Source organism: Streptomyces sp. GQFP, assembly GCF_021545335.1.
Taxonomy (GTDB): Bacteria; Actinomycetota; Actinomycetes; order Streptomycetales; family Streptomycetaceae; genus Streptomyces.
The window spans coordinates 3,557,915-3,579,267 of record NZ_CP089312.1 but is presented as its reverse complement, the minus strand read 5'-3'; the positions used below and the strand labels follow the sequence as shown (position 1 = coordinate 3,579,267).

At 72.0% G+C, this 21,353-nt stretch carries 16 protein-coding genes; 10 read left to right on the top strand and 6 right to left on the bottom strand.

Annotated features, from left to right (window positions below; translation table 11 throughout):
- Window positions 1-41: 41 nt before the first annotated feature.
- Window positions 42-1,604, bottom strand: a complete 1,563-nt coding sequence (locus LUX31_RS15670; protein ID WP_235475411.1) for a M23 family metallopeptidase — start codon at window positions 1,602-1,604, stop codon at window positions 42-44.
- Between the two features lie 238 nt (window positions 1,605-1,842).
- Window positions 1,843-2,739, bottom strand: a complete 897-nt coding sequence (locus LUX31_RS15665) for an esterase/lipase family protein (protein WP_235475410.1) — start codon at window positions 2,737-2,739, stop codon at window positions 1,843-1,845.
- A 427-nt stretch (window positions 2,740-3,166) separates the two neighbouring features.
- Between LUX31_RS15665 and LUX31_RS15660 the strand changes: the two genes are divergently transcribed.
- Window positions 3,167-3,583: a cobalamin B12-binding domain-containing protein gene (locus LUX31_RS15660; RefSeq protein WP_235479934.1), complete on the top strand. Its 417-nt coding sequence runs from the start codon at window positions 3,167-3,169 to the stop codon at window positions 3,581-3,583.
- Window positions 3,584-3,667: 84 nt separating this feature from the next.
- Here the strand turns inward: LUX31_RS15660 and LUX31_RS15655 are convergent, their stop codons facing one another.
- On the bottom strand, window positions 3,668-5,467 hold the full coding sequence (locus LUX31_RS15655) for a DUF5691 domain-containing protein (RefSeq protein ID WP_235475409.1): 1,800 nt from the start codon (window positions 5,465-5,467) through the stop codon (window positions 3,668-3,670).
- Between the two features lie 361 nt (window positions 5,468-5,828).
- Entirely contained in the window at window positions 5,829-7,181 is a 1,353-nt protein-coding gene (locus LUX31_RS15650) for an SWIM zinc finger family protein (RefSeq protein WP_235475408.1), read from the bottom strand.
- Between the two features lie 167 nt (window positions 7,182-7,348).
- Here LUX31_RS15650 and LUX31_RS15645 point away from each other — a divergent pair, with 167 nt between their 5' ends.
- The 7 genes from LUX31_RS15645 (at window position 7,349) to sucD (ending at window position 16,629) form a co-directional block, all read left to right on the top strand.
- Entirely contained in the window at window positions 7,349-8,494 is a 1,146-nt protein-coding gene (locus LUX31_RS15645; protein WP_235475407.1) for an ATP-binding protein, read from the top strand.
- On the top strand, window positions 8,491-8,625 hold the full coding sequence (locus LUX31_RS37470) for a hypothetical protein (protein ID WP_268828158.1): 135 nt from the start codon (window positions 8,491-8,493) through the stop codon (window positions 8,623-8,625). The genes LUX31_RS15645 and LUX31_RS37470 overlap by 4 nt, the downstream gene beginning before the upstream one ends.
- A complete protein-coding gene (locus tag LUX31_RS15640) occupies window positions 8,622-11,579 on the top strand; it encodes a DUF5682 family protein (protein ID WP_235475406.1) in 2,958 nt (985 codons plus the stop codon). Before LUX31_RS37470 ends, LUX31_RS15640 begins: the two co-directional genes overlap by 4 nt.
- Window positions 11,576-12,751, top strand: a complete 1,176-nt coding sequence (locus tag LUX31_RS15635) for a VWA domain-containing protein (RefSeq protein WP_235475405.1) — start codon at window positions 11,576-11,578, stop codon at window positions 12,749-12,751. The genes LUX31_RS15640 and LUX31_RS15635 overlap by 4 nt, the downstream gene beginning before the upstream one ends.
- A 147-nt stretch (window positions 12,752-12,898) precedes the next feature.
- Window positions 12,899-13,798, top strand: coding sequence for a hypothetical protein (locus LUX31_RS15630; protein ID WP_235475404.1), 900 nt, complete (start codon window positions 12,899-12,901; stop codon window positions 13,796-13,798).
- Window positions 13,799-14,544: 746 nt separating this feature from the next.
- Window positions 14,545-15,723: an ADP-forming succinate--CoA ligase subunit beta gene (gene sucC, locus LUX31_RS15625; RefSeq protein WP_235475403.1), complete on the top strand. Its 1,179-nt coding sequence runs from the start codon at window positions 14,545-14,547 to the stop codon at window positions 15,721-15,723.
- 21 nt (window positions 15,724-15,744) lie between these two features.
- Entirely contained in the window at window positions 15,745-16,629 is an 885-nt protein-coding gene (gene sucD, locus LUX31_RS15620) for a succinate--CoA ligase subunit alpha (RefSeq protein WP_235475402.1), read from the top strand.
- Window positions 16,630-16,792: 163 nt separating this feature from the next.
- On the opposite strand, the gene LUX31_RS15615 is transcribed toward sucD, so the two are convergent.
- Window positions 16,793-17,815: a helix-turn-helix domain-containing protein gene (locus LUX31_RS15615; protein WP_235475401.1), complete on the bottom strand. Its 1,023-nt coding sequence runs from the start codon at window positions 17,813-17,815 to the stop codon at window positions 16,793-16,795.
- A gap of 97 nt (window positions 17,816-17,912) precedes the next feature.
- On the opposite strand from LUX31_RS15615, the gene LUX31_RS15610 reads away from it, so the two are divergent.
- Complete coding sequence (locus tag LUX31_RS15610; protein ID WP_235475400.1) at window positions 17,913-19,589, top strand: cell division protein PerM; 1,677 nt, start codon at window positions 17,913-17,915, stop codon at window positions 19,587-19,589.
- Window positions 19,590-19,607: 18 nt separating this feature from the next.
- On the opposite strand, the gene LUX31_RS15605 is transcribed toward LUX31_RS15610, so the two are convergent.
- The gene (locus LUX31_RS15605) at window positions 19,608-20,423 is read right to left on the bottom strand and encodes a hypothetical protein (RefSeq protein ID WP_235475399.1); all 816 of its coding nucleotides are present in this window, start codon (window positions 20,421-20,423) and stop codon (window positions 19,608-19,610) included.
- A gap of 301 nt (window positions 20,424-20,724) precedes the next feature.
- On the opposite strand from LUX31_RS15605, the gene purN reads away from it, so the two are divergent.
- Window positions 20,725-21,348, top strand: coding sequence for a phosphoribosylglycinamide formyltransferase (purN, locus tag LUX31_RS15600; protein WP_235479933.1), 624 nt, complete (start codon window positions 20,725-20,727; stop codon window positions 21,346-21,348).
- Window positions 21,349-21,353 lie beyond the last annotated feature (5 nt).

Below are 21,353 nucleotides of genomic sequence, written 5' to 3'. Positions count from 1 at the left end.
TCGGGGCGCCCCTTGCAGGGCGCGATACGGCAGCGGTCCTGCTACGTCGGGTCCAGGCCGTGGCTGCGGAGCCAGGGGAGGGGGTCGATCGCTGAGCCGCCTGCTGGGCGGACCTCGAAGTGGAGGTGTGGGCCGGTCGAGTTGCCGGAGTTTCCGGAGTACGCGATGGCGTCGCCGGCCTTGACCGTCGTACCGGAGGCGACCTGGTAGCTGGAGAGGTGGCAGTACCACGTCTCCGTGCCGTCCTTGTCGGTCACGATCATCATGTTGCCGTACGCGCTGTTCCACTGCGTGCGGACGGTGCCGTCGGTCGCGGCCATCACCGTCGTGCCGTACGAGACCGGGAAGTCGATTCCGGTGTGCACGGACATCCAGTTGATGCCGGCTTGGCCGAAGTAGGCGCTGAGGCCCTTCTGCGCGACGGGCAGGGCGTACTTGGGGCGCAGGCGCTCCTTGCGGGCCGCCTCCGCCGCCGCTGCCTTCTTGTCGGCGAGCTGCTGGGCCTTGAGATCGATGCGTTCCTGCGTCCGGCTGGCCCGGTCGGCGAAGTCGTCGGCGCCCGCGGAGAGGCTCTCCAACTGGGAGTCCAGTTTGTTGTTCGCGGTGGACGGCTTCACGGCGACGCCGTCCGAGGCCGACGCCGTCGTGTTCTGCTCGTCGTCGCTCATGCCGCCCACGGAGGCGGCGGCGATGCCCGCGACCCCCATCACACAGGCGGACGGAACGGCGACGGTCAGCAGGGCGGAACGTTTGGCCGGGGTACGACGCCGGGACCGGCCCGCGTTGCGCGCCGCCGTACGGGACGCCGCGCGCCCGCCGGTGGGTGCCGTGCTCGGGGCGGTCTCTTCCTGGCCGTCGAGCAACGGGGCCTCGGCAGGCAGTTCGCCGTCGGCGACGAGGTCCGACTCGTCGTGGGCGAGAGCGTGCTGGTCGTACTCCTGTACGTCCGGCACGTCCGCGATCTGCTCGAACATCGCGGTGGCCTGCTGGTCGTACTCGTGCTCCCGCTCGTGGTCGTACTCGGCGGACGTGCCGCTCGGGCCGCTGTCCGAGTTCCACTGCGTGGCGTCGTACACACCGGTGTCGGAGACCTGTGTGCCCCACGCCCACTGCTGCGTCTGGTCGGCCGGGCCGGGCTGCTCGGGCTGGAGCCAGGCGTTCGCGTCCCTCCCCCAGAGGGGGGACCCCCAGCCGCTGGTTTCGGCGCCCGGGGGCGGCGACTGGGCGGGGATGTCGGCGAGTTGCTGGTAGCCGGGCGCCCAGGTGGTGGTGTCGTACGCCCCGGTGTCGTAGGCGGCGTGGTGCTGGGCCGCGTACGGGTCGTAGTTCAGGGTGTGGTGACTGCCGGTGGACCACTGGGAGTTGTCGTACGAACCGGTGGTGTCGTCGGCCGGCATGTTGCCGAAGAGCGGGTCGGCGGCGAAAGTGCCGGTACCGGTACCCGTGCCCATACCCGCGTCAAAACCGTTGGCGAAGGTGGGGTCGTACGTGGTGAAGTCACCGAAAGGGACTTCCTGGGTGCCGTACGACGCGTAATGCGCTGTCGCGGCATCGGAAGCCGGAGCCGGGGTGATCATGGTCCCCGACGGGTGACGTTCGTTCACCAACTTCTCTTTCGCCTCGACAACAGGGGCTGGCAGAGCTGGCAGAGCAGTGCGGCGACTGTACCCGGCGGTATGCGGGCGCGACAATCTTCCGCAGGTTTCGTGCCTGCGGGAAACGGGCATTCGGCCGTGTTTCGGGGGACTGCGGGCACGGGTTTGGCCTGGCGTTCGAAGATTGTTCGAATTCTGGTGGTGCTGAGTCGCCTTGTCGGTGGTGCTGAGCCGCCTGTGCGCGGGGTTACGCCACGGTCAGTCCGCCGGTCTGCGCTCCGGCCTGTGCTCCGGTGGCGACGGGGGTGTCGCTCTGGTCGAGGGCCTGCCTTATTCCGGTCGCGACGGCGGGGTGCACGGGCAGGGCGAGATGCCCGACGCCGGTGACCTGCACGTTCTGAGCCAGCAGGTCCGGGTGGTCGATGCAGGCCGTCTCCGGCGGGTCCATCAGCTGGTCCAGGTCGCTCCAGAAACTGACGAAGCGCGTACGGCAGCCGGGGGCGGGCAGGCGCAGTTCCTCGAGGACCTGCGAGCCGGGGCGCATCTGGCGGACGATCGGGTGCGCGTCGGCCAGCGGGGCGACCCGGGTGCCGGAGTGCGGGGTACCGAGGGTGACGAGCGTACGGACGCGGAAGTCGCCGCCGAGCCGCTGCACGTAGTAGCGGGCGATCAGGCCGCCCAGGCTGTGCCCGACGATGTCCACCTGCGGGTGGCCCGTGCGCCGGCATATCTCCTCTATGTGCCGGCCGAGCAGCTCGGCCGCGGTGCGGATGTCGCAGGTCAGCGGGGAGTAGTTCAGCGACTCGACCTGCTGTCGGCCGTGCTGGGCGAGGGAACGGCGCAGCAGGACGAAGACGGAGCGGTTGTCGATGAAGCCGTGCAGGAGGACGACCGGGGGTTTCGGCTGCGTCGGCAGATGGGTGGTGGTGGGGGTCTCGGGGAGTGTGGAGGGGGTGGCGGGGTCCGTGGCCGTGGCCCGGCGTTCCTGGGAGATGCCCGACGGATAGAGGAGCAGATGTCCCGCCAGGATCGCGATCTCCAGGGCGGTCGCCTTCAGGAGGGCGATGGAGAGCCCCGCCAGCCTGCTCGGCAGGACGTGCTCGCAGAGCGGCAGCAGCGGCTGTACTGCCCGGATGACCTTCATGGCCGACCTCCTGTCGGCACACGGGAGGACTTCTCTGTCCCCCGTGTGCCCTAGTGGGGGTCGCGCCGAGGGCGGCCGGTGGTGGCGTCGGTGGTGTACGAGGGGGCGTGCGGCGTGTGTGACGCCGAGGGGCGGAGAGCCTCCTTGCCGTATGGCGACGAAGCTCCCCGCTGTCGTGCCCTTTCCGCCCTTCGTGCCATCTCCGAGCCACCGCACCGCCACGGCGCGCGGCTCGCGGCGCGGTGGTGCGACTACCTCGATGCGGCTCCCCTTGCTCCGCTCCGGTGAAGGCAACGGTGCGCGGCGAACGTGTCCCACCGTGTGATTTCCCCCTCGCCGATCGTCGTGAAACTGCGGGTTGCGGGATGCTGGACATAACGTTCGTTCACTTCATGTATTTCATCTCGTGCACTTCATGGAGGCAGTGATGGGTGTGGCCGGGGGTCCGATCCGTGTCGTCGTGGCGAAACCGGGGCTCGACGGGCACGACCGCGGCGCCAAGGTGATCGCGCGGGCGCTGCGGGACGCCGGTATGGAGGTCATCTACACCGGGCTCCACCAGACCCCCGAGCAGATCGTCGACACCGCGATCCAGGAGGACGCCGACGCGATCGGGCTGTCCGTCCTCTCCGGGGCCCACAACACGCTCTTCGCCGCCGTGATCGACCTCCTGGCGGAGCGGGACGCGGCCGACATCAAGGTCTTCGGCGGCGGGATCATTCCCGAGGCGGACATCGCCGCCCTGAAGGAGAAGGGGGTCGCGGAGATTTTCACGCCTGGCGCGACCACGGCTTCGGTGGTGGAGTGGGTGCGGGGGAATGTGCGGGAGTCGGCGGGGGCGTAGGTCTCGAGTGGGTTCGGGGGGCCAGGTTCGGCGTCCGGGGGTCCAGGTTCTGCGTCCGGGGTTCGGGTGGTTCCTGGTCGCGGTTCAGGCATCTTCCTTCCTCCCACCCGTCGCCAGTTCCTCCGCCATGGCCGCGCGCAGGCGCAACGTGCCTACGAGGCGCTGGAACGCCTCCGCCCAGTAGCTTCCCGCGCCCGGTGACGCGTCCTCCCCCTCGTCCGGGACCGCCAGCAGGCCGTCGAGGTGGCCGGCCTCGGAGGGGTCCAGGCAGCGTTCCGCCAGGCCCATCACGCCGCTGAAGCTCCAGGGGTAACTTCCGGCGTCCCGCGCGATGTTGAGCGCGTCGACCACTGCCCGCCCGAGCGGCGGAGCCCAGGGCACCGCGCACACCCCGAGCAGCTGGAACGCCTCCGACAGGCCGTGCGTCGCGATGAACCCCGCGACCCACTCGGCCCGTTCGGCGGAGTCCAGCGTCGCGAGCAGCTTCGCCCGCTCCGCCAGGGACACCGCGCCGGGCCCTCCGGCCTCAGGTGTCGAGGGTGCGCCGAGGAGAGCCCGGGACCAGCCGGCGTCCCGCTGCCGGACCGCCGCCCGGCACCACGCGGCGTGCAGTTCGGCCCGCCAGTCGTCGGCCACCGGCAGTGCCACGATCTCCTCCGGCGTACGTCCGCCGAGCCGCTCCGACCAGGAGCCGAGCGGGGCTGCCTCCACCAACTGGCCCAGCCACCAGGACCGTTCGCCGCGTCCCGCCGGGGCCTTGGCCACGACGCCGTCGCGTTCCATGCCGGCGTCGCACTCGTGCGGTGCCTCGACGACGAGCGTGGGCCTGTCCTTCGTACCGCCGGCGCCGGCGCCGCCGTCGCGTTCCTTGCCTGCGTCGCGTTCGTGCGATGCCTCGACGACGAGAGAGGGTCCGCTACTCGTACCGGGTCCGCCGACCGTGTTGTCGGTGTGGCTGGCGCTGTTCGTGTGGTCGACGGCCACGCATGCTCCTGCCCGGACCGCCATCCGCGCGGCGAGCGCCGAATCCGGCAGCGCGGACAACAACTCGGCCGCCGTCGCCCGGACGTTGCGGCTGCGGTCGGCCAACGCCCGCTCCAGGAACGGCTCGTCCTCGGCGGACAGTCCTGTGCGGAGCGAGTCGAGGAACATCAGCCGGTCCTCGGCCCGTTCCGTCGGCCAGGTCGTCTCCAGCAGTTCCCGGGCGGCAGCGGGCTCCCGCGCGCGTATCGCCGCGAGGAGGGAGACCCGCTCGGCGAACAGGCCCTCCTGCCACAGCTGTTGGATGCGTTCGGTCTCGTCGGCGCCGGGCAGGACCGTGCCCCCGCCCGGGGCGGAACGCAGGGCGAACCGCCAGTCCGTGTTCAGCCGGGCCAGCCACAGGGCGCGCGGGCCCGCGAACTCCAGCGCCGCCGGACGCAGGTCCGTACGCCCCCTGGCCGCGTCGAGCAGCGCCGGCAGCGTCTGCGGAGGGGCCGCGAAACCGTGCGTGTTCGCCGCCGCGAGCCACTGGGGCAGCAGCTCCATCAGATCCGGTGCCGTGCCCCGGCGACCGCTGCCGCCCGGGGTGCCGGGACGGTCGGCCAGCAGCATCGCCAGCCTGCGGGCCGCCGCCGGAGGCAGCGGCGGCCGTGGGTCCGCCACCGCGGGCTCGGGACGTGTCACGGCGCGGGCCGGCCGCAGCCCCGCCCGCCGCCGTACGGTCTCCACGGCCGCCGCGTCGAGCAGCGCGACCGGAGCGTGTACGCCCGGCGGGCAGCTCGGGGGAGTGCGCCGCTCTGTGCCGAGCAGCGCCGCGGTGACCAGTTCCTCCCAGGTACCGCCCGCTGCGAGTGTGCCGGCGGTAGGCGTGCCCTCGGGGGCGGAGGCCTTGCTGCCGTTCATGAGGTGCCCTTTCGTCGGGTGGGGGTCGTGGGAGTCGTGGGAGTCGTGGGGGCGGGGAGTCGTGGGAGGGCGCGCTCCCCCAGTACAAGGGGACCGCCTGGCCTGCCGTCCCCGGTGACTGCATTCGCCGGAGGAGATGACGTGGTCACCTGGGAGGGCGCTGGGTTTGTTGGGGGTCGTGAGGTGTCGGGTCGCCTCAGTACAGGGGGACTGCCTGTCTCGGTGTCCCCTGTGGCCAGGGGGGCAGTGGAGCGAAGCTCTGGTGACAGGGGACGCCGAAGGAGGCGACGGGTTTTCTGGGGGCCGTGGAGAGTCGTGGAGAGTCGTGGCCGACAGGAACCGTGAAGTGTGTCGCGTCGCCTCAGCACAGCGGGACCGCCTGTCCCGCTGCCCCCTCCGGCCAGGCCGTCAGGGGAGTGAAACCCCGGTGGCCGCACTCGCCGAAGACCGTCACCGGGGCGCCGCCCGAGAGGGCGACCAGGCGCCACAGGCCGGGGTGGGTGATGGCGGAGGGGGACAGGGGAAGCGCCATGTCGGTGTCGGCGTCTGCCAGTTGCCAGGAGTCGTCGGCCGGGATGGGTATGACCCGGGCCAGTGTGACCGGGACGGAGTCCAGCCAGGGATCGTCGCGGAGTGCCTCCCCGTAGTGCTCCGCCGCGCGCGTGGTTGTCGTTCCCGGCGGACGTACGTTTGTCGGTGCGGGTGCGGTGAACCGCTCGCCCAGGGCCGAGCGCAGTTGTCCGGCGCCGGGGTACGCCGACACCTCCGCCTCGAACGCCAGGCCGACCGGCAGCGTCAGTTCGGGGGTGCGGCCCGCCGGACCGAACGAGAGGAGCAGGGCGGTGCGGCCCGACTCCGCGCCGTGCAGCCAGATTCTGCGGGTCGTCAGACGGGCGTCGGCCGTCTCGTACTGGGCGAGGACCAGCCACTGGTCGCGCACCGGCGGGCCGTCCGCCGAGCCGGACAGGCCGACCCGGGACCGGACCGTCGCCGCCAGACCCTCCGGCAGCTCCTCCCGGCGCAGCCAGCCCCGGTCGAGGAGGTGAAGCAGCGCGCACTCCTCCAGCAGCCTCATCGGCCAGCCCGGACCGGACGCCGGGATCGCCCCCAACTCTCTTACGCGCGAGGCGAGTCCGGGGGCCTGGGCGTCGACCATGCGGGCCGCCGTCTCCTCCCACAGCCCGTACCCCGCCTGCTCCGCCGTGGCCAGGCCGCCGCGCAACAGGTCGGCGAGGCGCTGCTCAAGCTCCGTCGCCCCCGCCGTGATCCGCTCGGCCCGGCGCTCCGCCCTGCGCCGAGCCGCCTCCGGATCAGCGGACCCGGAGCCACCTGCCTCCGCCGCCCGCTTCTCTCCCGCACGCTTCCGCCGCCCCGCCAGCCATTCCTCCGCCCAGCCCGGCGCCTCTCCTCGCGGCACCGCGCCGTCCCCGCCCGCCCAGAGCAGCAGCAGCCCGAGGGCGTGCTTGCACGGGAACTTGCGGCTCGGACAACTGCACTTGTACGCGGGCCCGGTGGCGTCCGCGATGTCGACGACCGTCTGATACGGCTTGCTGCCACTGCCCTTGCACAGCCCCCACACCGTCCCCTCGTCAGAACTGCCGGCCTCGGACCACGGTCCGGCCGCGCCGAGTTTGCTTCCCGCTTTGCGTGACGAGACATCAGGCGCCAGTGCCAGCACCTGATCCGCCGTCCAGCGCACCCCCTGCTGAGTCATGACATCGAAGGTAGGTCCCGGCACTGACAATCGGTCCTCGCAGCGATCGACGGTCCGCCTTCGAAATGGCGTTTTCGCAGGTCAGAACGCGTTGTCAGTGGCGTGGTGCAGTGTGGTCACCAGATCCGAACGGGCCAAGACCGGCCGAGCTGGAGGGGGACCGAGCCATGCCTGTTTCCGCTGAACCGACATCCGTCGACCCGAGTCGAGAGCAGTCCGCTCACGCGAACAACACGGAGGAACTGCGGCCGCACGCCGAGGACGCCTTCGCCGCCGAACTCGCGGCGCTGGCAGCGCAGGACGACCGCCCGCGCCCGGCACGCTGGAAGCTGTCGCCGTGGGCCGTGGCGACGTATCTGCAAGGCGGCACCCTGCCGGACGGCACGGTGATCACACCGAAGTACGTGGGCCCGCGCCGCATCGTCGAGGTCGCCGTCACGACCCTCGCGACCGATCGCGCCCTGCTCCTGCTCGGCGTGCCCGGCACGGCGAAGACCTGGGTGTCCGAGCATCTGGCGGCGGCGGTCAGCGGTGACTCGACGCTGCTGGTCCAGGGCACGGCCGGCACACCGGAGGAGGCGATCCGGTACGGCTGGAACTACGCGGAGCTGCTCGCGCACGGCCCGAGCCGCGCCGCCCTCGTCCCCAGCCCTGTCATGCGGGCGATGGCGGAGGGGATGACGGCCCGTGTCGAGGAGCTGACCCGTATCCCGGCCGACGTCCAGGACACGCTGATCACGATTCTGTCGGAGAAGAACCTGCCGATACCGGAGTTGGGGCAGGAGGTGCAGGCGGTCCGCGGGTTCAACCTGATCGCGACGGCCAACGACCGCGACCGGGGGGTCAACGAGCTGTCCAGCGCCCTGCGCCGCCGCTTCAACACGGTCGTGCTGCCGCTGCCCGAGAGCGCCGACGCCGAGGTCGACATCGTCTCGCGCCGGGTCGACCAGATCGGCCGCTCGCTCGACCTGCCGGCCGTGCCGGACGGCGTCGACGAGATCCGCCGCGTCGTGACCGTCTTCCGCGAACTGCGCGACGGCATCACGTCGGACGGACGTACGAAGCTGAAGTCGCCCAGCGGCACGCTGTCCACCGCCGAGGCGATCTCGGTCGTCACCAACGGCCTGGCCCTGGCGGCCCACTTCGGCGACGGCGTCCTGCGGGCCTCCGACGTCGCAGCGGGCATCCTCGGCGCCGTCGTCCGCGATCCGGCGGCCGACCGGGTCGTCTGGCAGGAGTACCTGGAGGCGGTGGTCCGCGAACGCGACGGCTGGAAGGACTTCTACCGGGCGTGCCGGGAGGTGAGCGCGTGAGCTGCATGGCGGGTGCGGGTGCGGGTGTTCGGGGGCGGGTGTACGGGATGTCGGTGGAGGTCGGTGCGGTGAGCAGGGTGTACGGCGACGGCGACACGCTGTGGCCGAAGCCGAAGAGGGGGCTGGTGTGACAGTCGTCGAGGGGGAGGACCGTGGGGGGAGGTCCGGCAGCGGGCCCCTGTTGCTCGGCGTGCGGCATCACGGGCCCGGGTCGGCGCGGGCGGTGCGGGCCGCGTTGGCGGTGGCGCGGCCGGCGGTCGTACTGATCGAGGGGCCGCCCGAGGCCGACGCCCTGATCCCGCTGGCCGCCGACGAGGACATGCGCCCGCCGGTCGCCCTGCTGGCCCACGCGGTGGACGAACCCGGCTGCTCGGCGTTCTGGCCGCTGGCCGAGTTCTCCCCGGAGTGGGTGGCGGTCCGCTGGGCCCTGGAGCACGGGGTACCCGCCCGCTTCATCGACCTTCCCGCCACGCACACGCTGGCGTGGGGGAGCGAGGAGGAGAAGAAGGAGGAGGAGGAGAAGGAGAAGGAGGGCGAGACGAGGGAGGAGGGGGACGGCGTCGGCGATCCTGTCTCCGACACGGATTCCGATGTCGAGGTGCGGGTCGATCCGCTCGCCGTGCTCGCGCGGGCCGGCGGTTACGACGATCCGGAGCGCTGGTGGGAGGACGTCGTCGAGCACCGGGGGGTGGGGGAGGGCGGCGCGTTCGCTCCCTTCGAGGTGCTCGAAGAGGCCATGGGCGCGTTGCGGGAGGTGTACGGGACCGGGGGCCACGACCGGGATCCGGTCCGGGAGGCGTACATGCGGCTCCAGGTGCGGGCGGCGCAGCGTGAGTTCGGGGACGCGGCGGTGGCCGTGGTGTGCGGGGCCTGGCATGTGCCCGCGCTGCGGCGGAAGAGTGCCGTCGCCGCCGACCGGGCGCTGCTGAAGGGGTTGCCCAAGGTCAAGGTGGACGTGACCTGGGTGCCGTGGACGCATCGCAGGCTCGCGCGGGCCAGCGGGTACGGGGCGGGTATCGACTCGCCAGGCTGGTACGGGCATTTGTTCGGGGCGCGGGACCGGCCGGTCGAGCGGTGGATGACCAAGGTGGCCGGGCTGCTGCGCGACGAGGACAGGATGGTCTCCTCGGCGCACGTCATCGAGGCGGTGCGGCTGGCAGAGACGCTCGCCGCGATGCGGGGGCGCCCGCTGCCGGGGCTGACCGAGACGACCGACGCCGTGCGGGCGGTGATGTGCGAGGGGTCGGACGTACCGCTGGCCCTGGTGCAGGACCGGCTCGTCGTCGGGGACGTGCTCGGGGAGGTCCCGGAGTCGGCTCCCGCGGTGCCGTTGCAGCGCGACCTGACGCGGCTTCAGCGTCGGCTGCGGCTCAAACCGGAGGCGCTGGAACGGGAGTTGGAACTCGACCTGCGCAAGGAGACCGACGCCGCGCGCAGTCGGCTGCTGCACCGGCTGCGGCTGCTCGGCATCGGCTGGGGTGAGCCTGCGGCGTCGCGTGGCAGCACGGGTACCTTTCGGGAGACGTGGCGGTTGCGGTGGGAGCCGGAGTTGGCGGTACGGGTCGCCGAGGCCGGTGTGTGGGGGACGACCGTGCTCTCGGCGGCGACTGCCAGGGCGGAGGCCGACGCCGTCGGCGCGGGCTCGCTGGCCGACGTGACCGCACTCGCCGAGCGCTGTCTGCTCGCCGAACTGTCCGACGCGCTCCCCGTGGTGATGCGCGTCCTCGCCGACCGCGCGGCCCTCGACGCGGACGTGGGCCACCTCGCCCAGGCCCTGCCCGCCCTGGTCCGTTCCCTGCGCTACGGCGACGTACGCGGCACGGACACCCAGGCACTGGCCGAGGTCGCGGCAGGCCTCGCCGAACGAGTCTTCGTCGGCCTGCCCCCGGCTTGCGCCGCCCTCGACACGGACGCGGCGGACGAGATGCGGCGCCATGTGGACGCGGTGCATGGGGCGGTGGGGTTGCTCGGCGAGGCGGCGGCACCGACTCCGGCTCCGACGCCGGATACGGGCACGGCTTCGGCACCGGGGCTGTCTCCAACGGATGGTACGGCTGCTTCTGGGGCCTCTGGGGCCTCTGGGGACGGCGTACCCGCGGGCGGCGTTGCCGAGATCCCCGCGAGCATTCCCGAGTCCGGGGAATCCGAGGAGCCCGAGGCTCCTGCGGGCGGTTCTGCGGATGCCGATGCGGACAGGGTGGCGGGTGCCCCCGTGCCGGGGCAGCGGGGCGAGTTGCGGCGCCGTGGACACGATGATGGTGAGGCCGAGGATGGTCTCGCGGGCGGCGATGCGGATGTTGCCGCGTCGGGGGATCGCCGCGAGCCGGGGTGCCGTGGGGACGGCGTTGAGGCCGAGAGGGGCTTCACGGCAGGTGCTGCGGGCGTCGATGCGGACGCTGCGGCGGAAGTCGCCGCGTCGGGGGACCGTGGCGAGTTGCGCTCCCGTGGGGACGGCCTTGAGGCCGAAGAGGGTCTCGTGGGCGGTGCTGTGGACGCCCGTGCGGGTGCTGCGGGTGATGTTCCCGCGCCGGGACACAGCAGCCAGTTGCGGCAGCGCTGGCACTCTGTGCTCCGGGTTCTGTCCGCGCGGGACAGTGTGGCCGGGGTTGTGCGTGGGCGGGCCGTGCGGTTGCTGTTGGACGACGGGGAGTTGGGGCAGGACGAGGCGGCCGTGCTCATGGGGCTTGTGCTGTCTCCGGGGACGGCGCCGGGGGACGCGGCCGCGTGGATCGAGGGGTTCGTCGGGGGTGGCTCCGGGGGCGGGATGCTGCTCGTGCACGACGGACGGCTGCTCGGGCTGGTCGACGCCTGGCTGACCGGGGTGCTGGCGGAGGCGTTCACCGACGTGCTGCCGCTGCTGAGGCGCACCTTCTCGGCGTACGAGCCCGGGGTGCGCAGAACGTTGGGGGAACTGGTCCGGCGCGGCCCGGGCGAGCGGGGGAGTGCGGTGGCCGGTGCCGCCGGTGTGCCGGGGTTCGCGCCCGACCTCGACGTCCGGCGGGCGGATGCCGTGTTGCCGGTGCTGCGACTGCTGCTGGGGGCCGGGGAGCTCTACGACAACGACCTTGTGGGGGTGGGGACATGACGACGGTGACCGAGTCGGTGGATCCGGCACAGGAGCGGCTGCGGCGGTGGCGGCTCGTGCTCGGGGGCGACGCGGCGGACGGTACCGGGTGCGCGCTCTCCGGGCAGGACGCAGCCATGGACGGGGCGCTCACCGCGCTCTACGGCAGAGGGGACGGGATCAAGGGGCGAGGGGGGCGGGAGCGTTCGGCGGGGCTCGGGGCGTCCGCGCCGTCGGTCGCGCGGTGGCTCGGCGACATCCGGACGTACTTCCCGTCCTCCGTCGTCCAGGTCATGCAACGGGACGCCATCGACCGGCTCGGGCTCTCCGCCCTGCTGCTGGAGCCCGAGATGCTGGAGGCGGTCGAGGCGGACGTCCACCTCGTCGGCACGCTGCTCTCCCTCAACAAGGCGATGCCGGAGACGACGAAGGAGACGGCGAGAGCCGTTGTGCGCAAGGTGGTTGAGGATCTCGAGAAGCGGCTCGCCACTCGGACCCGGGCCACGCTCAGCGGGGCGCTGGATCGCAGTGCCCGGATCGGCCGGCCGCGCCATCACGACATCGACTGGAACCGCACGATCGCGGCCAACCTCAAGCACTACCTCCCGGAGTACGGCACGATCGTGCCGGAGCGGCTCATCGGCTACGGGCGTGCCTCGCAGTCTGTGAAGAAGGAGGTCGTCCTCTGCATCGACCAGTCCGGGTCGATGGCGGCGTCGGTGGTGTACGCGTCGGTGTTCGGGGCGGTGTTGGCGTCCATGCGGTCGATCGACACGCGGCTCGTCGTCTTCGACACGGCGGTCGTCGACCTCACCGACCAGCTCGACGATCCGGTGGATGTGCTGTTCGGTACGCAGCTCGGCGGCGGTACGGACATCAACAGGGCGCTCGCGTACTGCCAGTCGCAGATCACCCGGCCCGCCGAGACGGTCGTCGTGCTGATCAGCGACCTCTACGAGGGCGGCATACGCGACGAGATGCTGAAGCGGGTCGCCGCGATGAAGGCGTCCGGGGTCCAGTTCGTGACGCTGCTCGCGCTGTCGGACGAGGGGGCGCCCGCGTACGACAGGGAGCACGCGGCGGCACTCGCGGCGCTGGGCGCACCGGCGTTCGCCTGTACGCCCGATCTGTTCCCGGACATCATGGCCGCGGCGATCGAGAAGCGCCCGCTGCCGATACCCGACACCGAGTGAGGCGAGTGAGGCGAGTGAGCGGGGGCGCGGCTCGGGTGGCAAAACGGACATGAGTGAGCATCGGTACGGGGGGCTTGCGCGACCTCGGGAGGGGCGTGCGAGGATCGGCGCCCACCCAGTCTTGCCGCCGCCCGGAGGCCCCTCCTCTTGAACTGGCCAGCCGCCCTGTCCATTGCCGTACTGCGCGTGACGCGTACGGCGGTGGGGCGGCGTGCGCTGCAAGTGGCCGTGCTGGTGAGCGGGTTGTTCGTCTTCGGGTTCCTGTGCGGGGAGCGGGCGCATGCGGCGGAGGGTGCGCCGGTGCCTCTGGGACAGGTTCAGCGGCAGATTCAGGATCCGGTTCGGGATCAGGTTCAGGTTCAGGTTCTGCGGGTGACGGATTCGTTGGCTGAGCCGGTCAAGCCGGTTGTGCCGTCCGCCGTCGAGGACACCGTCGGCAAGGTCGTGCAGCCGGTCGGTGGGCTGGTGGAGACCGTCACCGAGGAGCTGGCGGAGGTAACGGCGCAAGTACCGACGCTGCCTGCGCTTCCGGAAGTCCCGGAGCTACCTGTGCTCCCCGCGCTTCCGGAGCTTCCCGGTGTGCCCGCGTCGCCCACCGTCCCTTCTTCGCCGGCCTCGCCTGCCCCACCGCCCGTTTCTCCCGCGTCGCCCGCCTCCCCAGCTTCTCCCTCGTCGCCGGACAAGACCCCGCCGACGACCGCTCCCCGGACCCACCAGGGCGGCGGCGTCGCCTACGGGCCTCGGTTCGTCGGTCGTGTCGGTGGGGCCGGCGAGACCGTGGCCGGCGACCGGGGTGGCGTACGCGTCTCGCGGGCGGCTGTGCGGCAGGCGCCCGGTGGGCTGCCGGGCGGGGTGTCGCACGGGGCACTCGGTGAGCGGGCAGTCGTAGAGGCCGGTAGCTCCCGGCATGGTGGTGGGCACGGCGACGCGCATGCCGTCGCGTTGAGCCAGCGGGCGCCGGTGCGGCTCGTACCGGGGGTTGCCCCGGTCGCCGCCGGTGCCGAGGTCAGGGACAGGTACCAGGCCATTCCTGTCTTCCCCGGTTAGGACCGGGCTCCTCCTCCGTTCCTCCGTTCCTCCGTTCCTTCGCCGTGCGCGTCGATCCGTGCCGTGCGTGACGTGACGTGACGTGAACGGAGCCTGCGGCGACTGCACGGAGTGCCAGTCCGGTGACCGCCTTCCGCGTACCCGGCCTTCGCACACCCGACATCAGCGCAGCAGGCCTCCGCGCGCATGGCCTCCGTACACCTGACGCCTGCATACCTGACGCCCCGCACGTCTGACGTCCCGCACACACGACCCCTGCACGCCCGACTTCCGCGCGCCTGACGTGCGGATCTTTCGGACTCCGCCAGGCAAGCCCCGTACGGCCGAATGCCATCGGTCCGGGCGGGGCGTGCCCGGCGGACGGCGGTGAGCGGCTCCCATAGGGGTGGGGACCGCTTGCCGGAGGACCGTCAAAGCCACTGGCGGGCCTTCCAGAGGCCTCACCGGGTCTACCCCAGCCCGGTGAGGCCTCACCTTTGCACCCGTAACCACATCTAAGCCCCTCCCGAGCACCCTCGCAGGGGTCGGGCGGCGGCCGTGGATGGCACTCTGTGACAGGTATCACCGCTCAGGTGTGATTCCTGATTTAGGGACCTGCGGGGTGCGGCGATAACCTGCGAGACGGACATGCCGCGCGCTCGGACACCGTGTGCGCCACCCTTGTGACACAGCGGACGTCACGTTGCCCTTCGCGGCACGCCCACGCATCCAACGAACCGCGAGATCACTGATAGGGACGGACGCGCGTGGACCTGTTCGAGTACCAGGCGAGGGACCTCTTCGCCAAGCACGGTGTACCGGTGCTGGCCGGTGAAGTCATCGACACGCCTGAGGCGGCGCGCGCGGCGACCGAGCGCCTGGGCGGCAAGTCTGTCGTCAAGGCGCAGGTGAAGGTCGGTGGGCGTGGAAAGGCCGGCGGCGTGAAGCTCGCCGCCACCCCGGACGAGGCCGTCGCCCGCGCGACGGACATCCTCGGCATGGACATCAAGGGCCACACGGTCCACAAGGTGATGATCGCCGAGACCGCGCCCGAGATCGTCGAGGAGTACTACGTCTCGTACCTCCTCGACCGCACCAACCGCACCTTCCTCGCCATGGCGTCCGTCCAGGGCGGCGTGGAGATCGAGGTCGTCGCGGAGGAGAACCCCGAGGCCCTCGCGAAGGTCCCGGTCGACGCCAACGAGGGCGTGAGCATCGAGAAGGCCCGCGAGATCGTCGCGCAGGCGAAGTTCCCTGCCGAGGTCGCGGAGCAGGTCGCCGAGATCCTCGTGACGCTGTGGGACACCTTCATCAAGGAGGACGCCCTCCTCGTCGAGGTCAACCCCCTCGCCAAGGTCGCCTCCGGCAAGGTCATCGCCCTCGACGGCAAGGTCTCCCTCGACGAGAACGCGGAGTTCCGCCAGCCGGACCACGCCGCGCTTGAGGACAAGGACGCGGCCAACCCGCTGGAGGCCGCCGCCAAGGCCAAGAACCTCAACTACGTCAAGCTCGACGGTGAGGTCGGCATCATCGGCAACGGCGCGGGTCTCGTCATGAGCACCCTCGACGTCGTCGCGTACGCCGGTGAGGCGCACGGTGGGGTCAAGCCCGCCAACTTCCTCGACATCGGTGGTGGCGCCTCCGCCGCCGTCATGGCGAACGGCCTGGAGATCATCCTCGGCGACCCCGACGTCAAGTCGGTCTTCGTCAACGTCTTCGGCGGCATCACCGCGTGCGACGAGGTCGCCAACGGCATCGTGCAGGCGCTGCAGCTGCTCGCGGACAAGGGCGAGGAAGTCTCCAAGCCCCTCGTCGTCCGCCTCGACGGCAACAACGCCGAGCTGGGTCGCAAGATCCTCTCCGACGCCAACCACCCGCTGGTCCAGCGCGTGGACACCATGGACGGCGCGGCCGACAAGGCCGCCGAGCTCGCGGCTGCGAAGTAAGGGACGAGGGAAACAACCGCCATGGCTATCTTCCTCAACAAGGACAGCAAGGTCATCGTCCAGGGCATGACCGGTGCCACGGGCATGAAGCACACCAAGCTCATGCTGGCCGACGGCACGAACATCGTCGGCGGGGTGAACCCGCGCAAGGCGGGCACGTCCGTCGACATCGACGGCACCGACATCCCGGTCTTCGGCACGGTCGCCGAGGCGATCGAGAAGACGGGCGCGAACGTATCGGTTCTCTTCGTACCGCCGGCCTTCGCCAAGGCCGCGGTCGTCGAGGCGATCGACGCGGAGATCCCGCTCGCGGTCGTCATCACCGAGGGCATCGCCGTCCACGACTCCGCCGCCTTCTGGGCGTACGCGAAGTCGAAGGGCAACAAGACCCGGATCATCGGCCCGAACTGTCCTGGGCTCATCACCCCGGGTCAGTCGAACGCCGGCATCATCCCGGGCGACATCACGAAGCCGGGCCGCATCGGTCTGGTCTCGAAGTCGGGCACGCTGACGTACCAGATGATGTACGAGCTCCGTGACATCGGCTTCTCGTCCGCCGTGGGTATCGGTGGCGACCCCGTCATCGGTACGACGCACATCGACGCGCTCGCCGCGTTCGAGGCCGACCCCGACACCGACCTGATCGTGATGATCGGTGAGATCGGTGGCGACGCGGAGGAGCGGGCCGCCGACTTCATCGCGAAGAACGTGACGAAGCCGGTCGTCGGTTACGTGGCCGGGTTCACCGCGCCCGAGGGCAAGACCATGGGCCACGCCGGTGCCATCGTCTCCGGCTCCTCCGGTACGGCCGCCGCGAAGAAGGAGGCCCTTGAGGCCGCCGGAGTCAAGGTCGGCAAGACGCCGACCGAGACGGCGAAGCTGGCGCGCGAGCTGCTTGCCGGCTGACGTTCCTTGAGCTGAACCTTTGTGGGCCCGTTCCCTTCGCTGGGGGCGGGCCCACTGGCGTCGGTACAGGTGCCGTGGGGTTACCGGGCACCCGGCGTTGGTGGCTGTGCCCACCCGTTCCGCCCTAGCGGAACGACTGCCCACAGCCAGGTGCCGTCAAGGCTCACCTCACCTCCGGTGTCACCCTCTCCGGGCCGTTCTCAGCCTCGCCCTTCAGCTTTTTACGGAGGTTCTGTTCCGTTCGGGACAGGGGGCCCGGGGCCGGGATCGGGGGGATTCCCTGGACCGATGCCCCCGGGGCCACTACTGGCTCGTAGTGGGTGGGGGCCGTGTGGAGGGTGAACGTCGTGGCGCCGATCAGGGCGATGGTGAAGGCGATTGCCGCGTGGGTCCAGTTGCGGGCTCGGCGTTCGCTGCCCGCGCGGACGGCTGACGGGCGGGCGGCTCTCAGGCGGGCGTGGGTCGCCAGGCCCGACAGGCGGGTCGAGAGGTCGGTCGGGTCCGCCAACTCCGGTAGCCGGGCCGCCACCGCCTCGCGGGCGTGGAGGATGCGGTTCGCCGCTGCCGGGGTGCTCGCCTCCGTCTCCGCCGCCGTTTCCGGCAGGCCCAGGCCCACGCCGTCGTACAGGAGCAGGGTGCGGCGGTACGGCGGGGGGAGTTTCAGGAGTACGGAGAGCAGCGCGCGGTCGGTCGGGTCGGCGGGCGGGGCCTCCGGGTGGCGGTGGCGGGCGCGGAAGCGGTGCCAGGGGGAGAGGGCGCAGTCGTACGCCGTGGCGCGGATCCAGCCCGCCGGGTCCGGGTCCACCGCCACCTCGGGCCAGCGGTGCCAGGCCAGCTGGAACGCCCGTTCGACGGACTCGCGCGCCAACTCCCGCCGCCCGGTGAGGAGATAGGTCTGCCGTACGAGGGCGGGCGCGCAGAACGCGTAGAGCGCGTCGAAGGCCTGAGCGGGGGTCAGGGCCGTCATGTCCTCAACGGGCGTCGCCGCCGGCGCCGCCGCCAGCAGGCTCGCGTACGTCTGTGCCTTGCGTCCGCGCGGTGTCGTACGGCCGGTCTCCCACGCGCGTACCGTCTCGCGGCTGACACCCACCCGTTCGGCGACCTGAGCCTGCGTCAGCGACAGGGACTCGCGCAGGCGTCGGCGCTCGCCGGGCGGGGGCAGCGGGATGGTGGGGCTCTGCGTCACCGGGGGCCCCTTCGGACGTAAAAGTACATAAAACGTATATTGAGTGACACGTCGTAGGTTCGCCTGTTACAGCCGGAAAGTGCGTGTCGTTGGGAGCATGGCGCTCGTGACCCAGACGAACGGCCGCCGGCTTCCCTTCCTGCCACTGCCTCTCTCCCCGCGCCTGCGCGTCCGGGTCCGGGACCGGGTTCGCGACCGGCTGCGTGACCGGTCGCCCGGACTGGGCGCGGGTCTGCTCGGGGGCGCGGTCGCGGCCGGGCTCGGGCTCGGTTCGTTCGCCGTGCTCGTCATGGTGCTGTGGATCAGCTCGCCCTACCCGGACAGCGGACCCGACGGCGCACTGCACATCGCCGCCGCCCTCTGGCTGCTCGCCCACGGCGCCGAACTGATCCGCGCGGACGGCCTCACCGGCGCCCCCGCCCCCGTCGGCGTCACCCCCCTCCTCCTGCTCGCCCTCCCGGTCTGGCTGCTGCACCGCGCCGCCCGTGACGCGGCCGAGGGCCCGGAGGAGGAGGGCGCGACGGGGGACGCGCCCCCCGTCCCCGCCCGCACCGCCTGGCTCGGCGTCGTCGCCGGGTATCTGGCCGTCGGCGGGGGCGTCGCGCTGTACGCGGCCGGGGGCGGGCTGCGTCCCGACTGGGCCTGGACGGCCGTATGCGTACCGCTGCTCGCCATGGCCGCGGCGGGCGCCGGGGTGTGGACGGCGTACGGACGCCCGCGCGCGCCCCTGTCGCCACGGGTGCTGTATCTGCTGCCCAGGTGGGTACGCCGGCGCATCCTGGACCCGGAGGTGCGGGGCCGGGTCCTGGCCGTCGGGCGGGCCGCCGGGGCCGGTACGGCCGTGTTCGTCGGGGGCGGGGCGCTGCTCGTCGCGGTGTCGCTGGTGGGGCACGGTGGGGCCGCCCGGGCCTCCTTCCTCCAGCTGACGGAGGCGTGGTCGGGCCGGATCGCCGTGCTGCTGCTCTGTCTGGCCCTGATTCCGAATGCGGCCCTGTGGGGTGCGGCCTACGCCCTCGGCCCCGGGTTCGTGCTCGGCGCGGGCCGGGTCACGGGGCCGCTGAGCTCCGACCCGGCCCCGATGTTGCCGCCGTTCCCGCTGCTGTCGGCGGTACCGGACGCCGGTCCGGGCACCCCGCTGACCTGGGCGGTCGCCGGGGTGCCGGTGGCGGCCGGGCTGACGCTGGCCTGGTTCACGGCACGGGCGGCAGCCCCCGGCGGCGGAAGGGCGCCCTGGTCGGGCCGGCGTACCGCCGCGAACGCCGGCCTCGCCGCCCTCCTGTGCGCGGGTGCGCTCGCCGCGCTGGCCGGGCTGGCGGGCGGACCGCTCGGCACCGACGCCCTCGCGCACATCGGGCCGGTGTGGTGGCAGACGGGCGCGGCGACACTGGCGTGGACGGCGACTGTCGCCGTACCGACGGCCGTCGGGCTGCGGGCGTGGCGGCTGCGCAAGCGCCGCCCGAAGGCCACAGCCACCGGCACCCGCAGCAGCACCGACATCGGCACGCTGAAGCTGAGGCCCTCGGCGGCGCCCGCCGGGTCGAAGAAGCCGCACGAGACAGCCGCCGCGGATGACGCGTACGAGGCGAGCGACCCGTACGAGGCGGAGGCCGCGTACGACTTCCTCCCCATCGATCTGCCGTCGCCGTCGCCCGCGTCGTCCCTCTCGCCCTGGTACGACACCGCGTCCCGAGAGGCCCGCTGGGCGGCGCTCAAGGAGGCGTCGGCGACACCGCCACCGGAGGACCCGGATGAGCAAGAAGAGACGCAGCCGTAGCTGTAGCCGTATCTGTGGCTAGCTGTTCGTGCCGAACACGTCCCGCAGTTCCTTCGGGAGAAGGTCGTCGCAGGCCTTCTTCGCGGTGTTGGTGAGGGCGTCGTTCGTGCACGTGTAGTAGTCGCGGTAGACGAACTGGAGGCTGAAAGTCACGGCGACCATGGCGAGGGCCAGGGATGCCGTGACCAGGCCGCTGATCGCGGCCGTCCGCTGCTGCCGGCCGCTGCCCGGGCCCTGCGTCGGCGCCGGGGTGTCCGGGTTCGGGGTTCGGGGCTTGGCGCGCAGGGCGCTGATGCCCCAGTGCAGGGCGAGCGCGCCGAGCAGCAGTGCCACGTACGGCCAGCTGAAGAGGGCGAAGAAGAAGGCCCACATGCCGCACAGCAGTGCGTACCGTGCGCGGCGCTGGGCCGGGTCCGTCGGGTCCCAGCGCGGGTTGGAGCCCTGGCCGTCGCCCGGTCCCTCGGGGCCGCCCTGTCCGCCCTGACGGCCGGAGCGGTCGCCGAAGCCGCCCGGGGAACGGCCGGGCTGCCGGTCGCTCCACTGGTTGCCCCACGGGGAGTGACCACCGCCGGACCCGCTGGCGGACCCGTCGCCGGACGAGTCGTCGCCCGCCGGACGCCGGGGCTGCCAGGGCTTGTCCGGGGTGCCCTCGGGCGGCGGGGCGAACGGGTTGTCGTCCTGGGCCGCGCTCTCCTGCCCGTCGCCGGTCGCACCGGTGTCTCCCTGGTCGCCGTTCTTCTTGCCCGAGGGCGCGTCGGGCGGCGACGCGGGGCGCTCCCGCAGCAGCACCGACTGCGGGGTGAGCGTGAGGAGTCGCAGGCTGCGGTCCGACATCAAGTGAGCGTCTTCCCCTTGTTGATTACAGCTTCGGTTGGAGCAAGGGCTGTTTCGGCGTGAGCCGTCACCCAGTGAACGCACCGTATGACGAGCGCGTTCCCGGACCGGCCCCTCCCAGACGCTACCTTCCGGCCACGCCCCCGTCCCGTGGGGGCTGTCCGGTGTGCCGGTATCGTTGCTGGCGGTCGGCCGCTTCGTAGACTTCCCCGTATCCGGGGGCGCGAAGCATTCGTACGACCGCACAAACGCTCCCCCGAGAAAGGGCCCCGCCGTGGCCGAGTCCCAGGCCGCCAAGCCCATGACCAGTGCTGCCAAGCGCCTTGTCGTGCTGGTCTCCGGATCCGGTACGAATCTTCAGGCGCTCCTCGACGCCATCGAGGCCGTCGGCGCCGGGGCCTACGGGGCCGAGATCGTCGCTGTCGGGGCCGACCGGGACGGCATCGAGGGCCTCGCGCGCGCGGAGCGGGCCGGGCTGCCGACCTTCGTGTGCCGGGTGAAGGACCACGCGACCCGGGCCGAGTGGGACGCGGCACTCGCCGGGGCGGTGGCCGCGTACGAACCCGATCTGGTCGTGTCCGCCGGGTTCATGAAGATCGTGGGCAAGGAGTTCCTGGCCCTGTTCGGCGGGCGCTTCGTCAACACGCATCCCGCCCTGCTGCCCAGTTTTCCGGGGGCCCACGGCGTGCGCGAGGCGCTCGCGTACGGCGTCAGGGTCACCGGCTGCACCGTCCACTTCGTCGACGACGGCGTCGACACCGGATCGATCATCGCTCAGGGCGTGGTGGAGATCCGGGACGAGGACGACGAGAGCGCTCTGCACGAGCGCATCAAGGAAGTCGAGCGAAGGCTGCTCGTCGATGTCGTGGGGCGGCTCGCCCGCAACGGCTATCGCATTGAGGGACGAAAGGTAGTTATCCAGTGACCGCC

Excerpts from the sequence above, each read along its gene's own strand:
- LUX31_RS15665 (WP_235475410.1), bottom strand. The coding sequence starts at position 2,739 with ATGAAGGTCATCCGGGCAGTACAGCCGCTGCTGCCGCTCTGCGAGCAC.
- LUX31_RS15660 (WP_235479934.1), top strand. The coding sequence starts at position 3,167 with ATGGGTGTGGCCGGGGGTCCGATCCGTGTCGTCGTGGCGAAACCGGGG.
- LUX31_RS15655 (WP_235475409.1), bottom strand. The coding sequence starts at position 5,467 with ATGAACGGCAGCAAGGCCTCCGCCCCCGAGGGCACGCCTACCGCCGGC.
- LUX31_RS15650 (WP_235475408.1), bottom strand. The coding sequence starts at position 7,181 with ATGACTCAGCAGGGGGTGCGCTGGACGGCGGATCAGGTGCTGGCACTG.
- LUX31_RS15645 (WP_235475407.1), top strand. The coding sequence starts at position 7,349 with ATGCCTGTTTCCGCTGAACCGACATCCGTCGACCCGAGTCGAGAGCAG.
- LUX31_RS15635 (WP_235475405.1), top strand. The coding sequence starts at position 11,576 with ATGACGACGGTGACCGAGTCGGTGGATCCGGCACAGGAGCGGCTGCGG.
- sucD (WP_235475402.1), top strand. The coding sequence starts at position 15,745 with ATGGCTATCTTCCTCAACAAGGACAGCAAGGTCATCGTCCAGGGCATG.
- LUX31_RS15610 (WP_235475400.1), top strand. The coding sequence starts at position 17,913 with ATGGCGCTCGTGACCCAGACGAACGGCCGCCGGCTTCCCTTCCTGCCA.
- LUX31_RS15605 (WP_235475399.1), bottom strand. The coding sequence starts at position 20,423 with ATGTCGGACCGCAGCCTGCGACTCCTCACGCTCACCCCGCAGTCGGTG.
- purN (WP_235479933.1), top strand. The coding sequence starts at position 20,725 with ATGACCAGTGCTGCCAAGCGCCTTGTCGTGCTGGTCTCCGGATCCGGT.